Source organism: Ralstonia pickettii (assembly GCF_030582395.1).
Taxonomy (GTDB): Bacteria; Pseudomonadota; Gammaproteobacteria; order Burkholderiales; family Burkholderiaceae; genus Ralstonia; species Ralstonia pickettii_D.
In genome coordinates this window covers 130,093-145,137 of sequence record NZ_CP104383.1, presented here as the reverse complement: position 1 = coordinate 145,137, position 15,045 = coordinate 130,093, and the positions used below count along the sequence as shown (strand labels likewise).

Genomic DNA, 15,045 nt, shown 5'->3' with positions numbered 1-15,045 from the left:
TCACTTTGGGGACTGCATCATGCCGGCGCAGGACTGCTTCATCATCTCCATGCACGTCGGCATCATGTTCTGGCACATCTGCGCCATGGAGGCCGGATCGCCGGCCTTTTGTGCTTGTGGGGCTCGAATCTGTGCAAGTTTGGCCTCGCGGGCCTTCTCGATGATTTGCCAGTCCGGTCCAGCAAGAGCGGGCAGCGATGACAGAAGTGCCGCCAGGCTGGCGGTGATCAGAATGGTCGTCTTCACGATGATGCTCCGTTGAGTTTCGGGCAGCGCTGCATTGCACGCGCGTCGCGTGGTAGGTGCCAGGGCTACCCACAGATAGGGCTTGGGAACTGGGGCCCGCGAAAGGGATCGGGTATCGCAGATGGCCACGCCACTGCAGGCGGAGCCCTGCGTCAGACGCCGTGCAATTTAGGCGGGCGCTCCAGGCGCTTTGGCACCCACGAAGTGAAGTCGGACTCGAGAAGGGTGTTGAACACGCCGCCCGCCGCGCCCGCGCCATCATTCGTGGCAGTTGCAACGATGACAACGGCTGCGCACGTCGCCGTGCAAGAGGGATGGGATTCCGTTCAGACTGCCCTTGGCGCGACTGTCGCTCTCGCAGCCGTGGACTGCAACAGCGGGGACGACATTGTGCTGCGCGGCCTGAGCAGCCGGGCCGCCCGTGCCCTCGGCACAGCACGGAACTGCCGGCATCGCGTACCCCCGCATGGGCAGTACGATCAACAGCAGTGCAATCATCAGCAGACGCCACAGAGATTTCATGGAGTTCGACGTCGTTGGTGGTGGGGCAGCCTTTCACCGGCGGTGGTCTGGACTGAGCGGGTACCGGGTGTCTTGGTCGGTCGCCTTGGTCTGGAATATCTCGCTGCATGGCCGGGTAGCTGTTCGCTGGTGCGGACGCAGGAATTTGCCACCAACAAGTAGGCTAAGTCGCTCTGTTCCGGGTGACCCTCCTGCTGGGCGATGAACTCGATGGCGCCGAGCAAATGGTCGGCCAATCCGAATTCCGCTTCCCTGCAAGCTCTCGCAAAAACGCGGAACACCTCCTCGTGCTGAGATGGCTGGATGCGTTTCATGGTGCAACTCTTGGTGGAAGGATGGCCTGAGGTCTTGCTGTATGCCCCGACCAAATCGGAGGGGTGCCCTGTCAATTGCAACTATCGACCTTCCTTTGCGGGGAAGGTCAAGGACTTCGTGCGACCGAAAATGTCGCAACCGGATCGTTGTGCTCGGGCGAGTTGGCCAGCGTGCCGCAAACTTGCCGCTTTTCGGGCCGTACGTACTAAAGACCAGCGCGGCAGACCCTGTGCTGGGCACTCACACGTGATAATCCGCCATTATCACGTGTGAGGAACCGCCTCCGAGGAGCCACCTTGACGCATCGATTTGGTACGTATATACATAGTACGTAATACGGTATCAAATACTAACGCCATGGCCCGTGCCGGACTCAGTCGTATTGACATCAAGCGTGCCCGCGATTCGCTGCTCGCCCAGGGGCAGCACCCGTCGATCGATGCGATACGTATCGCGTTGGGCAACACGGGCTCGAAAACGACCATCCACCGCTATCTGAAGGAACTGGAAGAAGAGGAAGGCGTAGCGCTCAAGCGGGCTGGCACGACCTCCGACGCCATCCTCGACCTGGTCGGCAGATTGGCGGCGCGCCTGCATGAAGAAGCGCAGGCGGTGGTTGACCAGCAGGTTACGGCTGCCACGGCACAACGCCAGCAAGTCCGGGCAGAAGCAGACAGGCTGTCGGCGGACCTCGCCGTGCTTCGCGCCGAGCTGGCGCAGGCTCACGCCACCATTACCAACGTGCGGGCTGCGCTCAGCGACACGCAAGCGGCGCTGCAGCAGCATGCCCTGGAGGCCGAACGGCTGGCGCAGCAGGTCCGGGACCTCACTGAACGGCAAGCCGAGCAAGAAGGCTTCCGGCGCTCACTGGAGGAGAAGCTGCAGCACGCGCACCAGGCGCTGGAACACTTCCGCAACGCCAGCAAGGAGCAGCGCGATCAGGACACGCGGCGGCATGAGCAACAGGTCCAACAACTGCAGGCGGAAATCCGGCAGGCCAACCAGGCGGTGATCGTCAAGCAGGGCGAAATCACGCTGTTGAACAAGGACGGCGCACGGCTGGTTGCGGAAGTTGGAGCGGCAACCAAGCGCGTCCGCGAACTGGAAGCACGCGGCGAGCAAACAGTGGCGGCGCTGAACCAAGCGCGCACCGACCACACGCGGGCGGAAGCAGAACGGGATACGTTGCGCGCGACGGTGCAGGCCCAGGCGGATGAGCTTGCGGCCGTGCGTGCGGAACGTGAGCAGACGGCGACCGAGTTGGCCAGGTTGGCTGCACGGCTCGAAGCCCAGCAGACGCTACTGACTGACTACCGGACACAGCTCGGGGTGGCGGGGCCGGCGGCCTGAAACCGTAAGATTCGGCACGAAAAGGACGTGCTCTTACGAAATCAGCATTTCCCCAACTTATTGATTCACAAGGTAAATTCGAACGAAACCGTAAGAAATTGCACGAAAAGGACGACTACCCCCACGTGGCGAAGTGTTCGACCTCGGCAAGAGCCTTTTCCAGTTTGCCGGCGTCGACGTGCAGGCTGGGCTCCATCATCCAGACAGAGCCCATGTCCATTCCGTTCGCCTCCGCTTCGACGAGTAGCTCGCGCTCGCGATCGTCCAGGAAAAACAAACTGCGGTGCTTTGTGAGTTCAATCGGCGCGTGCGTCGGCCTGACACGCGTCAGGCTCCCTGGGTGCTGTGAGCGGTTCCGCGCCAGGATGACCTGCTCAAGCAGATCCAAGTCTGCGCCGCTGTCCAAGAACTTCACGCCCAGGTGCTCCGCGAAAACAGCCTCGTACCCTCGGAGCCATCCGTGTTTGAACACGCGTTTCCGCACATCTTGGTCGACGTTGATAGCCGAGCAACCGCTGGCGCGTGAGGTCCGAGAGCGGCCCAAGCTCGTGCGCGCCGCACCAGCGCATCAGGCGGCGCAGTTCGGCGCCATAGGCGCGCAACGTGTGGGGCGAGCGCCCGGTTCGGTCGCGCAGGAAGAGCGCCAGCGCCTGTGCATCGTCGGCGGCGCCGAGCGTGTTGGCCGCCGCGTGCGGCTGGGCGAAGCGGCCGGCGCGCGTGAGCCACGCGTGGTCAGCAGGGCCGTAAGCGGCCAGCCACGGGTTCGCCGCGACAGCTCCCCTCGCTTCCGCGGCGGTCGGCACCGTTGCTTCGCTCGCTAAGGCGGCGGTGGACCGGATGCGGCGCCGGTGCGTGTGCAGCAGCCGCGCGAGGACCGTCTCCGGGCGGGGCGCCAGATCCGCCGTCACCGTGCGCAGGCGCCCGCGCTCCCAGTATTCGACTGCCCCATCGTGCGCCAGCAGCAGCTTGAGCACGGTCGGCTGCGCGGCCTTGGCGTCGGCCAGCGAGCCATAGCGGCGCTTGACGCGCGCCAGCGTCCAGTGCGCGTAGACCGGGTGCCCGAGTGCCTCCGCCAGGTAGGCGAGGGCCGCCGCGACGGTGGCCGGCAGTGGGCGCGGCGGCACCGCGCCCGTATCGATCCAGTCGGCCGGCTTCATGACTGGGCGGTCCGCTTGGCGGCCGCCTTGCCCGTCGATCTGGGCACGCGCGTCTTGGCCGCTGGTGGCGCCGCGGCCAGGGTCGCACGCAGCAGCTCGTCGAGCTGGGCGCGCTGGCTGGCGGTGACGGCCTTGAGTGCGCTCGCCTCGCCCGCGGCGGTCTGGCGCGCGGCCCGCTCGCTGGCCAGGTCGGCGTCGAGTCGTGCGCGCTCGTCTTCCAGCGCGGCGATGCGCCGCTCGGCGAATTTGAGTTGGGAGGCCAGTTGCGCGCGCTCGGCCCGCACCGCGTCGCGCTGGTGCGCGGTTTCCTGCAGGAGCTGCTTCGACAGCGCCTCGTAGCGCGCCTGGGTGGTGGCGATCGCCTCGGTGTGGGTGCGCTCGCCCGCCGTGGCGCGCTCCTGGGCGGTCGCCAGCGCCGCCTCGAGCTCGCCCCGGCGTGCGGCTTGCTCATCGGCGCGCGCGCACGCCGCCGCCTGGGCGGCGCACGCTACGGCCAGCGCGGTGTCGCGCGCGGCGAGCTGGCCGCGCACCTCGCTCAGTTCGGCCCGCAGCAGCTCGACCCGCAGTTCGGCCTCGGCGCGGGCGGCCTCGGCGGTGTCGGCTGTGGCTTGCGCCTCGCGCTTCAGGCGCACCACGTCGTCGAGCTGCACCGCGACCGCGGCCTGCCACAGCGCGCGCATCGCTTCGGCGATCTCGACCGGAATCTCGGGCAGGGCGAGGTCGGCCAGGCCCGAGCGCACCACCTCGGCCTCGATCGCGTTGAGCGTACGCGACAGCGTTGCAGGGTCACCGCCGCCCAGGCGGTCACGCAGCTTGCGCACCGACACCACGCGGCGAAAGCGTGCGGCCGTGGGCGGCGCCGCGTCGCCGGCCTCGGTGAGCATGGCCAGCACGGTGGCGCGGATCTGGTCGGGGGTGGCGGCGAGGCGGGGCATGGCAGTTTCCGGAGGCGCATTTCAGCCTATCTTACGCACATACCTAACGTTAGAAAAGCCATTTATGTGTTGCTTGGGAAAACCAAAGACGGATAAATCTAGTTATCTTGCGGAAACAATGGCTTCCAGCCACAGGGCGCGCTTGGCCGCGCGGCGGGGGCGGTCAACGTTCCAAAACCAAGGGGAAAAGGACCAGTCAGCAAGTGACTGATTTGACTAGGGTTTTAGGGTGGGCATCACCCTGGAACCCGCATGGCTGCTACGGGTGGCTACCCCGGTAAATTGCGGCGAAATCAAGGGGACCCCTGATCCAGACATTCGTCTATTCGCTGGCCTGGCCGCATATCCAGTGGGCGGCGATGCTGGTGGTGCGGCTGCGCCCGGGTGCGGGTAACTAGTCGCTGGACGAACTGTAGGGGGCGAGCACTAACCGTCTCGCGCGGCGGCTTGCGAACCATAGGTCGGCCCGCGGCCGGAAAAATGCTTGACCTTCCCTGCCGTGGGAACGTCCATATTAACCATGGGGGACAGAAGCCCCTGCGGCGTGGCAGGACCAAGTCGGCAGAGAGCATCGGATTTTCCGCCGGAGGTTAGTCAAATGGGCGTTCCGGGGCGCACGTTGTATGAAGAGGTCTTTGCGGTGTTCGAAAGGGCATGCCAGGAAAGCGATTTCGAGCTGGCCGAGGACCTCCTGCTCGCCCTAGAAGCGATGGATCGCCGGCAGGAAGCTCATCGGCAACTCGACCGCGCCTACCTGCTGCTAGCCGATCTCTGAGAACGGGAGTCCCCCGACTTTGGTTTCTACCTGCTTGCCATCGGCTGGCCAATGCCCCTGGGGACAGCAGTGGTCCTCTTCCATGCCTTAGCGTGCAATATTTTCCGTTTTCTGAAGTGACCCCTTCTTTACGGAGTCCCGCGTATACCAGTCGTTCTTCTCGACAACCGGCTCTTTGCGATAGTGCCGCATGACCCGAAGAAAGCACTCGAGAGGCTGTTCTTCTTTCGTAACCATCGGGCCTAACGTCGTCGGAGACAATTGCACGTTCCGGCTAATTCGAGAAACATCGTCTATTTTGCAGAAAGCGGCCGCTAACCGATCGAGCGGGGGAGTATCCGAAGGTCTTGCGAGCGCCGAGGCAATTTCTTCCATGTGCGCCGGGCTGCAAGGAAACTCATGTCGATCGGACAGTGCGCTCACTTTGGCTTGCAGAGCCGGGTTCGTGCCCTCGTGAAGGTACGCAAACAGGTTGTAATCCAGGTAAATTCTCATGCGATGGAGTTTGCGTATTGTTAAGCGCGCTCATACGTTTGGGAAATGCTGGCCGAACCTGAAGTTGGCGCATTCGCGCTGCACGTGGCTTGGGAGCAGTGGGAGTCTTACTTCTTCGACATTTGAAGGATTCTGAGCACGATGAGTGCGAAGGCAGTCGCGACGATGGCCGTCACCGCATGGCCCATGCCGGCGGCCACGCCGATCGCGGCAGCAATCCAGATGCTCGCGGCAGTTGTGAGCCCCCTGACGTGTGTCTCATTGTCCGGCTTCAGGATCGCCCCTGCACAAAGGAATCCGATGCCTGACGTGAGACCCTGAAGCACGCGGCTCATGTCGGCAAGCTGCACGCCCGCCTGGAGGGGAACCACGACAAAAACGCATGCCCCCAGCGCGACGAGCATGTGAGTGCGCACGCCTGCGGATTTTCCCGAGCTCTCCCGCTCGTACCCCAGCAAGCCCCCCAAAACGATAGAGACGGTCATTCGAACGACGGCACGTACTGCCTCGGCAGCATTAGCGAGATCGGAGAATTCCGAGCTCAATGTGCGGATGATGTCGTTCATTGCGGAGCGTCTCTGGGTGTGTCCTGAAAATGGCCAAGACAGTCTATGTCGCAGAAGATGACTGTCAGATTGCCGAGCTATGACACAACCGGATTCGCTGGCCCGGGGGCAAGATTAACAACGTATTACATTTCGGCAATAAAGCCTGACAACGGAAGGGCAACCTTAGAATGCCGGCCATTAGTGCTCGTTTTCGCGCCAGTGTGTCCACTCGAAGTGCGCGACATTCTCCTCCAGCCCCCGAACCGCATGACCGATTCTTCAATCTCCCCGTCCCAACCCGCTGGTCTCTCGAGGGCGCTGGACAATTTCCTGACACGCCACCGCATCGGCGTTTGGCGTGTTGTCGTAACGTTTGTCCTGGCAAGTCTGGTCTTTGGCCATTCTCGCTGGGACGGTACCTGGGTGTCGCCGCTGCTGCTGACGCTGGGGATGTTGGGGGTGAGCCTGGCCACGGTCGGGCGGCTCTGGTGCGCGTTGTACATTTCCGGGCGCAAGAACAATACCTTGGTGACCTCGGGTCCATATTCACTGTGTCGCCATCCGCTCTATGTCTGCAACTTGCTAGGCATTATCGGACTAGGGGCGATGACCGAGTCGCTGGCGGTTACCGCAGTCCTGGCGCTCGCATTTGCGCTGATGTACCCGGCTGTCATCCGGACGGAAGACCGCTTTCTGGCTTCCGCCTTCCCGGAATTCGCCGAATACGCACGCCGTACACCAGCGTTCTTTCCCCGTCTGTCGCTGTATAGGGGGGAGTCGACATGGACGGTCCATGTGTCTTCCTTTCAACGCAATATTGCGGACTCGGTCTGGTTTCTCGGCCTGTCGGTGGTCGTGGAGTCGTTTGATTTGTTCCATGACGCCGGCGTCCTCCGGGCGGTCGTGACGCTTGCCTGATGCGGGCAACTCCGCATACACGTACAGCCATGCACTACGCTCACGTCTCCGATTCTGTTGTCGAGAGCATGCTCGTGATGCTGGTCGGCCTGATCGTCCTGTATGTGGGGTTCGCTGTCTATTTGCGGTGGAAGCATGGGCCCGCCCCCAAGCGTAAGACTGATGAGGGGCGAAAGCGGCACCCCAAAACGAGCAGGCGAAAGCGATAATCGTAATCTGCTCTTAATGCTGGTGATCGAGGATTCATGTAAACTTCGGCGACGGCCCAGCCGTTAGTACTTCAACCCCAAGCCCCCCGCACAGTCTCCCAAGGAATGCGACGTTTCGTTCTGATCTTCGTGCTGCTCATTTTGCCGTTCCAGTTTTCCTGGGCGGCAGCGGCACGCTATTGTCAGCACGAGAAAGCCACGGCCACTTGGCACCTTGGGCACCACGAGCATCGTCATCAGCAGCCGGAAGGTAAAACGGATGCCGAGAAAAAGCCATTCGTGGATACAGACTGCGGGGTATGCCATCTGGTCTCCCTCCCGTTCGTCTATGGACAGACGCAGGACGTGTTGATAGCGAATCGGGTAGAAGTGACCGATACTCAACATGCGTCCGAGTTCTCGTCTCTGAATGCCAGGGCTCCCGACCGTCCTCAGTGGCAGCGTCTCGCTTGATCGGCGAGACGACGACTCTTTTTCTCCTTTCGTCTCTCGCCGAATTCTCCTGGTCACATACCTTGGTGCAATTCGATGCGAAGACTATTTCTGCCGCTCGGGCTGGCGGTAGCATTTCTCAGCCCAAACTTTGCCGTAGCGCAATCTGACACCGGCACGTCCATGGTGCCCGTCTTCCCAAGGGAAGCGGCGGGACCGTTGACCCTCGAGGCCGCGTTGTCGCTGGCGGCAGGAAGCAATTTCAACCTGTCCGCCGCCGCCAAGGAACTCGATTCCACAGAAGGTGGGATCATGCAGGCCCGGGTTATTCCGAACCCGGAACTCCAGACGCTGGTCGAGGACACGCGGAAATCCACCCGTACATCCACCGCCCAGATGAATATCCCCATCGAACTGGGCGGCAAGCGCTCGGCTCGTATCAATGCCGCGGAAAGGACGCGCGAACTGGCGCAGGCAACGCTGGCTGGCGTTCGCGGTGACATTCGGGCGCAGGTAATCGAGAGCTTTTTTTCCGTCTTGATCGCACAGGAACGCGTCAAGCTGGCAACTGGCTCCGCGGATATCGCTGCGAGGGGCGCGCAAGCCGCTTCACGCCGCGTCGCGGCCGGCAAGATCTCCCCGGTTGACGAAACTAAGGCACGTGTCGAACAGGCCAACGCCGAACTTGAATTGGCCGAAGCAACGGCGAGCCTGCAGTCCGCCCGTCAGGCGTTGACGGCGTTGTGGGGCAATGCATCGCCGCAGTTTACCGAAGCACAGGGCAATCTGGACGCGCTGCCATCCAGGCCGGCGCCTGAACTCCTTCTGAAGGAGCTGGAAAACTCACCGCTGGTGGCCGCAAGCCGCGCTGAACTTGACCGCCGCCAGGCATTGGTGGGCGTTGAGCGCAGCCGCCAGTATCCGGATCTGACAGTCAGTCTGGGTGCCAAGCGAGATACAGAAGCCAACCGCAACATGGCGGTGATCGGTGTGGCGATCCCGTTGCCGATTTTTGACCGGAATCAGGGCAACTTGTATTCGGCCATTCGCCAGGCGGACAAGGCCCAGGATGAATATCTGGCCAATCGCATCAGCCTGACCCGAAATCTCCTGATGGCATCGAACCAGCTGTCGGTATCGCGCGCCTCGGCACAAACGCTGAAGCAGACCGTCTTGCCAGGCGCCGAGCAAGCCTTCAACGCGGCGACCATTGGCTTCGAGGCCGGCAAGTTCAATTATCTGGACGTCCTGGATGCCCAGCGCACGCTGTTCCAGGCACGCATCCGCTATCTCGGCGTGCTTGGACAAACCTATCAGGCGGCGACCACGATCGATCGCATTCTGGGACGTTAAGACGGGATTCATAAAACATGGCTATTTCGAACAAACAAAAGGCTGCCATTGCGGCCATCGTACTGGTGGGCGGCGTCGCGACTGGTGGCGTTCTGCTGAGCGGGCGCTCTGCGCCGGAAGAGCAGGGTGGGCACTCGGAATCCAAGGGGCATGGCGACACCGAGCACCATGGCAAGCAGGCGGCGGAAGCCGACCACAAGGATGACAAGTCACACGGCGACGGCGAGCATCACGAGGTCAAGAAGGGCCCCAATGGTGGCGCGCTCTTTTCGCGTGATGGCTATGACGTCGAAATTGGCACGGCCGAATCCAAGGGCGAGGCCCGTATTCGGCTCTGGGTTAGCAAGTCTGGGAAGGCGGTGGCAAATGGCGTGGCAGCGACAGGCCAGCTCGTGCGGGCTACGGGCGAGTCTCAAGCGCTCAAGTTCGTGGTGTCTGGCGACGCGCTGGAAAGCCAACAGCCAGTTGCCGAGCCCCATGTCTTTGACGTGACCGCAAATGTGACCTTGCCCGGTTCGTCTTCGCCACTCGCCGTGCGGCTCTCGAAAGAGGAAGGCAAGATTGAGTTGACAGCGGACCAGCTGGCCAAGACAGGGGTAGTGGTTCAAACCGCGGGCTCGGCAAAGGTCCAGGCTGGCGTCCAGTTCCCCGGCGAAATCCGTTTCAACGAAGACAAGACAGCCCACGTGGTGCCGCGACTGGCTGGCGTCGTAGAGAGCGTTCCGGCCAATATTGGGCAACAGGTTAAGAAGGGACAGGTTCTCGCGGTCATCGCGAGCACCGGACTTTCTGACCAGCGCAGCGAACTGCTCGCAGCACAGAAACGTCTGGATCTGGCGCGTGTCACTTATGACCGCGAGAAGAAGCTCTGGGAACAGAAGATCTCTGCGGAGCAAGATTATCTGAGCGCCCGCAACGCGCTGCAGGAAGCGCAGATCAGTGTCCAGAACGCGCAGCAGAAGCTGACCGCCATTGGCGCCAGCAACAGCTCGACGGCACTCAATCGCTACGAGCTGCGCGCACCGTTCGACGGCATGATCGTTGAAAAGCATATCTCGCTTGGGGAAGCGGTGGCGGACAACGCCAACGTGTTCACGCTGTCGGATCTGTCGTCCGTCTGGGCCGAGTTCGTGGTGTCTGCCAAGGATGTCGAGCGGGTGCGCATCGGCGAAAAGGCGTCGATCAATTCGGCATCGTCCGATGTGAAGGCAGATGGCACCGTTTCATACGTGGGTTCGCTGCTGGGCGAGCAGACGCGGACGGCGAAGGCCCGCGTAACATTGACCAATCCACAGATGGCTTGGCGACCGGGTCTCTTCGTCACGGTCGACGTATTCGGTGCTGATGTCGAGGTGCCCGTTGCGGTGAAGACCGAGGCCGTCCAGGACGTCAATGGCGAGAGCGTAGTCTTTGTCGCGGTTCAAGGTGGATTCGTGCCGCAGCCGGTGAAGGTCGGCCGGACAAACGGCAAGGTCATCGAGATTGTCGAGGGCCTGAAGCCGGGCGCACGTTACGCCGCCGCCAACAGTTTTGTTCTGAAGGCCGAACTTGGCAAATCCAGCGCCGAACACGGCCATTGATACGGGGGAAACAGCAATGTTTGAACGTATCATTAGTTTCGCCATCCAGCAGCGATGGCTGGTCCTGCTCGCCGTGTTTGGAATGGCCGGGTTAGGGATTTTCAGCTACAACCGACTACCGATCGACGCGGTCCCTGACATTACCAACGTTCAGGTTCAGGTCAATACCTCGGCACCAGGCTATTCACCGCTCGAAACCGAACAGCGTGTTACGTATCCGATCGAGGTCGTGATGGCCGGCCTGCCGGGACTCGAACAGACGCGTTCCCTGTCCCGCTATGGCTTGTCGCAGGTGACGGTCATCTTCAAGGATGGCACGGACGTCTATTTCGCGCGCCAACTCGTCAACCAGCGCATCCAGGAAGCCAAGGACAATCTGCCTGAAGGCGTTGTGCCGGCGATGGGGCCTATTTCGACCGGCCTCGGGGAGATCTATCTATGGACCGTTGAAGCCGAAGAGGGTGCTCGCAAAGCTGACGGGACTGCCTATACGCCGACAGATTTGCGCGAAATCCAGGATTGGGTGGTACGGCCGCAACTGCGTAACGTGCCCGGTGTCACCGAGATCAATACTATCGGTGGTTTCAACAAGCAGTACCTGGTCGCGCCGAGTCTTGAACGGCTAGCGTCGTACGGGCTGACGCTGACCGACGTCGTCAATGCGCTGAACAAGAACAACGACAACGTGGGTGCGGGCTACATCGAGCGTAGGGGCGAGCAGTATCTGGTTCGTGCGCCGGGTCAGGTTGCGTCCGAAGACGACATCCGCAACATTATTGTCGGTACAGCGCAGGGGCAGCCGATCCGCATTCGCGACATCGGGGATGTGGAGATTGGCAAGGAACTGCGTACCGGTGCGGCAACCGAGAATGGCAAGGAAGTTGTGCTGGGCACGGTATTCATGCTCATCGGCGAAAACAGCCGGGCTGTGTCAAAAGCGGTCGATGAAAAGGTCGCTTCCATTAACCGTACGATGCCGGAAGGTGTGAAGATCGTAACGGTATACGACCGGACACGTCTGGTCGACAAGGCCATTGCGACCGTCAAGAAGAACCTTCTTGAAGGCGCGGTGCTCGTCATCGTAATTCTGTTCCTTTTCCTGGGTAACATCCGCGCGGCGCTGATTACCGCGACGATCATTCCGCTGGCGATGTTGTTCACCTTCACGGGGATGGTGAACTACAAGATCAGTGCGAACCTGATGAGCTTGGGCGCGCTCGACTTCGGCATCATCATCGATGGCGCGGTGGTGATTGTCGAAAACTGTGTGAGGCGACTGGCGCATGCGCAGGAACACCATGGCCGGCCATTGACGCGCTCCGAGCGGTTCCATGAGGTGTTTGCCGCAGCGAAGGAGGCGCGTCGCCCACTGATCTTCGGTCAGCTCATCATTATGATCGTCTACCTGCCGATCTTTGCGCTGACGGGGGTGGAAGGCAAGATGTTCCACCCGATGGCGTTCACGGTCGTCCTGGCGCTGCTGGGCGCGATGATTCTGTCCGTGACGTTCGTTCCGGCTGCGGTCGCCTTGTTCATCGGCGAACGGGTGGCCGAGAAAGAAAATCGTCTCATGCTCTGGGCGAAGCGTCGCTACGAGCCGCTGCTGGAAAAGTCGCTCGCGAACACGGCCGTTGTATTGACGTTTGCCGCGGTGTCAATTGTTCTGTGCGTGGCCATTGCGGCCCGCCTGGGCAGCGAGTTCATCCCCAATCTGAACGAAGGCGACATTGCCATCCAGGCGCTGCGCATTCCTGGCACGAGCCTGTCGCAGTCCGTGGAGATGCAGAAGACGATCGAGACGACCCTCAAGGCAAAATTCCCCGAAATCGAGCGCGTGTTTGCGCGGACAGGTACGGCGGAGATTGCATCCGATCCGATGCCGCCGAATATTTCGGATGGCTACATCATGCTCAAGCCTGAGAAGGATTGGCCAGAGCCGAAGAAAACACATGCCGAACTGCTGTCCGCCATCCAGGAGGAAGCCGGCAAGATCCCCGGGAACAACTACGAGTTCTCCCAACCGATCCAGCTGCGGTTCAACGAGCTGATCTCCGGGGTCCGCTCGGACGTCGCAGTCAAGATCTTCGGCGATGACAACAACGTGCTCAGCGAGACGGCGAAGAAGGTATCGGCCGTGCTGCAGGGCATCCCCGGCGCGCAGGAGGTGAAGGTAGAACAGACCACCGGCTTGCCGATGCTGACGGTCAAGATCGATCGGGAGAAGGCGGCGCGATACGGGCTTAACATGAGCGACGTGCAAGACGCGGTGGCAACGGGCGTCGGAGGCCGTGATTCCGGAACCTTCTTCCAGGGCGATCGTCGTTTCGATATCGTGGTCCGCCTGCCCGAAGCTGTGCGCGGCGAGGTCGAGGCTCTGCGCCGATTGCCGATTCCGTTGCCAAAAGGAGTGGACGCGAGAACGACGTTTATCCCATTGAGCGAGGTGGCGACGCTGGAAATGGCGCCCGGCCCGAACCAGATCTCGCGCGAGAACGGCAAGCGCCGCATCGTGATCAGTGCCAACGTTCGTGGACGTGATATTGGTTCATTCGTGCCCGAGGCGGAAGCGGCTATCCAAAGCCAGGTCAAGATCCCGGCTGGCTACTGGATGACATGGGGTGGCACCTTTGAGCAACTGCAGTCCGCCACCACCCGCCTGCAGGTGGTAGTGCCGGTGGCGCTGTTGCTGGTCTTCGTACTGTTGTTTGCGATGTTCAACAACATCAAGGATGGCTTGCTAGTCTTCACGGGCATTCCCTTTGCGCTGACTGGCGGGATTCTTGCCCTGTGGATACGCGGCATTCCGATGTCCATTACTGCAGCGGTGGGCTTCATCGCGCTGTGCGGGGTGGCGGTGCTCAATGGTCTGGTGATGCTGTCGTTTATCCGATCGCTGCGCGAAGAAGGGCATTCCCTCGACAGCGCGGTCCGAGTTGGCGCCCTGACGCGACTGCGTCCGGTGCTGATGACGGCCCTGGTGGCATCCCTGGGTTTCGTGCCGATGGCCATCGCCACCGGTACGGGCGCTGAGGTGCAACGTCCCCTCGCAACGGTGGTAATCGGTGGCATCTTGTCGTCCACGGCGCTGACCCTACTGGTGTTGCCGGTGCTCTATCGACTTGCTCACCGCAAGGATGAGGACGCGGAAGATACTCGCGAGCCAGTCACTCAGACGCATCAACCGGATCAAGGCCGCCAGCCTGCATGACGTAAATCCTTGGGCGGTCATCGTACCGCCCAATTTTTATAGGAGTTTCTATGGGCGCAGGTCACTCACACGACCATCCCGGTGGCAACGAGCGATCGCTCAAGATCGCCCTTGCGCTGACCGGTACGTTCCTGATTGCCGAAGTGGTCGGTGGTGTCATGACGAAGAGCCTGGCGTTGATCTCCGACGCCGCGCACATGCTCACGGACACCGTCGCACTGGCCATCGCACTGGCTGCTATTGCGATCGCCAAGCGACCCGCGGACAAGAAGCGGACATTTGGCTACTACCGTTTTGAGATTCTTGCCGCGGCCTTTAACGCATTGCTGCTGTTCGGTGTGGCTATCTACATCCTGTACGAAGCCTACCTGCGGCTGAAATCGCCACCTCAGATTGAGTCAACCGGCATGTTCGTCGTGGCTGTGCTGGGCCTGATCATCAATCTCATCAGCATGCGCATGCTGTCCTCCGGGCAAAGCAGCAGCCTGAACGTGAAGGGTGCTTATCTGGAAGTCTGGAGCGATCTGCTCGGGTCGGTTGGCGTCATCGCCGGTGCGATCATCATCCGCTTCACGGGCTGGGCGTGGGTCGACTCCGCCATTGCGGTGCTGATCGGCCTCTGGGTACTGCCTCGCACGTGGATCCTGCTGAAGTCGAGCCTGAATGTGCTGCTCGAAGGCGTACCCGATGACGTGGATCTGGCAGAGGTTGAGAAGCAAATTCTGGCGACGCCCGGGGTAAAAAGCTTCCATGACCTCCACATCTGGGCACTTACCAGCGGCAAGGCGAGCTTGACGGTTCATGTCGTGAATGACACGGCCGTCAACCCGGAAATGGAAGTGCTACCGGAATTGAAGCAGATGCTGGCTGACAAATTCGATATCACGCACGTGACCATTCAGTTCGAACTGGCACCATGCGAACAAGCGGATGCAGCTCAGCATTTCAATGCATCGCCAGCACTGGTCGGATCGAAGTCGCTTGCTGCAGGAGGAAACTAAG

Annotated in this window: 14 protein-coding genes; 8 read left to right on the top strand and 6 right to left on the bottom strand. The window is 61.4% G+C overall.

Annotated elements, in window-relative coordinates:
* Entirely contained in the window at positions 1-246 is a 246-nt protein-coding gene (locus N5B55_RS24340; RefSeq protein WP_304542180.1) for a hypothetical protein, read from the bottom strand.
* Positions 247-1,440: 1,194 nt separating this feature from the next.
* Between N5B55_RS24340 and N5B55_RS24335 the strand changes: the two genes are divergently transcribed.
* Positions 1,441-2,433, top strand: a complete 993-nt coding sequence (locus N5B55_RS24335) for a DNA-binding protein (RefSeq protein WP_012435778.1) — start codon at positions 1,441-1,443, stop codon at positions 2,431-2,433.
* Positions 2,434-2,548: 115 nt separating this feature from the next.
* Here N5B55_RS24335 and N5B55_RS24330 read toward each other — a convergent pair whose 3' ends face one another.
* The 3 genes from N5B55_RS24330 to N5B55_RS24320 are packed head-to-tail and all read right to left on the bottom strand — an operon-like array spanning position 2,549 to position 4,525.
* Entirely contained in the window at positions 2,549-2,821 is a 273-nt protein-coding gene (locus tag N5B55_RS24330; protein ID WP_024541899.1) for a hypothetical protein, read from the bottom strand.
* Positions 2,808-3,557, bottom strand: a complete 750-nt coding sequence (locus N5B55_RS24325; protein WP_304542177.1) for a hypothetical protein — start codon at positions 3,555-3,557, stop codon at positions 2,808-2,810. Before N5B55_RS24325 ends, N5B55_RS24330 begins: the two co-directional genes overlap by 14 nt.
* A gap of 29 nt (positions 3,558-3,586) precedes the next feature.
* Entirely contained in the window at positions 3,587-4,525 is a 939-nt protein-coding gene (locus N5B55_RS24320; RefSeq protein WP_004635320.1) for a DNA-binding protein, read from the bottom strand.
* 598 nt (positions 4,526-5,123) lie between these two features.
* On the opposite strand from N5B55_RS24320, the gene N5B55_RS24315 reads away from it, so the two are divergent.
* Positions 5,124-5,300 carry a hypothetical protein gene (locus tag N5B55_RS24315; RefSeq protein WP_004635326.1) on the top strand — a complete coding sequence of 59 codons (177 nt, stop codon included), beginning with the start codon at positions 5,124-5,126 and terminating at the stop codon, positions 5,298-5,300.
* An 87-nt stretch (positions 5,301-5,387) separates the two neighbouring features.
* Here N5B55_RS24315 and N5B55_RS24310 read toward each other — a convergent pair whose 3' ends face one another.
* Together N5B55_RS24310 and N5B55_RS24305 are read right to left on the bottom strand one after the other, a co-directional pair.
* Positions 5,388-5,795: a hypothetical protein gene (locus N5B55_RS24310; protein ID WP_004635327.1), complete on the bottom strand. Its 408-nt coding sequence runs from the start codon at positions 5,793-5,795 to the stop codon at positions 5,388-5,390.
* A 107-nt stretch (positions 5,796-5,902) separates the two neighbouring features.
* A complete protein-coding gene (locus N5B55_RS24305; protein WP_004635330.1) occupies positions 5,903-6,361 on the bottom strand; it encodes an MgtC/SapB family protein in 459 nt (152 codons plus the stop codon).
* 249 nt (positions 6,362-6,610) lie between these two features.
* Here N5B55_RS24305 and czcN point away from each other — a divergent pair, with 249 nt between their 5' ends.
* The 6 genes from czcN to N5B55_RS24275 all read left to right on the top strand — a co-directional run bounded on the left by czcN (position 6,611) and on the right by N5B55_RS24275 (position 15,044).
* The gene (czcN, locus tag N5B55_RS24300; RefSeq protein WP_020206397.1) at positions 6,611-7,261 is read left to right on the top strand and encodes a heavy metal efflux RND transporter CzcN; all 651 of its coding nucleotides are present in this window, start codon (positions 6,611-6,613) and stop codon (positions 7,259-7,261) included.
* A gap of 314 nt (positions 7,262-7,575) precedes the next feature.
* A complete protein-coding gene (czcI, locus tag N5B55_RS24295; RefSeq protein WP_137924345.1) occupies positions 7,576-7,923 on the top strand; it encodes a CDF family cobalt-zinc-cadmium transporter CzcI in 348 nt (115 codons plus the stop codon).
* A 75-nt stretch (positions 7,924-7,998) separates the two neighbouring features.
* The gene (gene czcC, locus N5B55_RS24290; protein ID WP_004635338.1) at positions 7,999-9,255 is read left to right on the top strand and encodes a heavy metal efflux RND transporter CzcC; all 1,257 of its coding nucleotides are present in this window, start codon (positions 7,999-8,001) and stop codon (positions 9,253-9,255) included.
* Positions 9,256-9,272: 17 nt separating this feature from the next.
* Positions 9,273-10,835, top strand: coding sequence for a heavy metal efflux RND transporter CzcB (czcB, locus tag N5B55_RS24285; protein WP_004635340.1), 1,563 nt, complete (start codon positions 9,273-9,275; stop codon positions 10,833-10,835).
* Positions 10,836-10,851: 16 nt separating this feature from the next.
* Positions 10,852-14,043 (top strand): heavy metal efflux RND transporter CzcA, encoded by a 3,192-nt coding sequence (gene czcA, locus N5B55_RS24280; RefSeq protein ID WP_004635342.1) that lies wholly within the window; start codon positions 10,852-10,854, stop codon positions 14,041-14,043.
* Positions 14,044-14,093: 50 nt separating this feature from the next.
* Entirely contained in the window at positions 14,094-15,044 is a 951-nt protein-coding gene (locus N5B55_RS24275) for a cation diffusion facilitator family transporter (protein ID WP_004635344.1), read from the top strand.
* Position 15,045: the final 1 nt, after the last annotated feature.

Excerpts from the sequence above, each read along its gene's own strand:
- N5B55_RS24335 (WP_012435778.1), top strand. The coding sequence starts at position 1,441 with ATGGCCCGTGCCGGACTCAGTCGTATTGACATCAAGCGTGCCCGCGAT.
- N5B55_RS24320 (WP_004635320.1), bottom strand. The coding sequence starts at position 4,525 with ATGCCCCGCCTCGCCGCCACCCCCGACCAGATCCGCGCCACCGTGCTG.
- N5B55_RS24315 (WP_004635326.1), top strand. The coding sequence starts at position 5,124 with ATGGGCGTTCCGGGGCGCACGTTGTATGAAGAGGTCTTTGCGGTGTTC.
- N5B55_RS24310 (WP_004635327.1), bottom strand. The coding sequence starts at position 5,795 with ATGAGAATTTACCTGGATTACAACCTGTTTGCGTACCTTCACGAGGGC.
- N5B55_RS24305 (WP_004635330.1), bottom strand. The coding sequence starts at position 6,361 with ATGAACGACATCATCCGCACATTGAGCTCGGAATTCTCCGATCTCGCT.
- czcN (WP_020206397.1), top strand. The coding sequence starts at position 6,611 with ATGACCGATTCTTCAATCTCCCCGTCCCAACCCGCTGGTCTCTCGAGG.
- czcI (WP_137924345.1), top strand. The coding sequence starts at position 7,576 with ATGCGACGTTTCGTTCTGATCTTCGTGCTGCTCATTTTGCCGTTCCAG.
- czcC (WP_004635338.1), top strand. The coding sequence starts at position 7,999 with ATGCGAAGACTATTTCTGCCGCTCGGGCTGGCGGTAGCATTTCTCAGC.
- czcB (WP_004635340.1), top strand. The coding sequence starts at position 9,273 with ATGGCTATTTCGAACAAACAAAAGGCTGCCATTGCGGCCATCGTACTG.
- czcA (WP_004635342.1), top strand. The coding sequence starts at position 10,852 with ATGTTTGAACGTATCATTAGTTTCGCCATCCAGCAGCGATGGCTGGTC.
- N5B55_RS24275 (WP_004635344.1), top strand. The coding sequence starts at position 14,094 with ATGGGCGCAGGTCACTCACACGACCATCCCGGTGGCAACGAGCGATCG.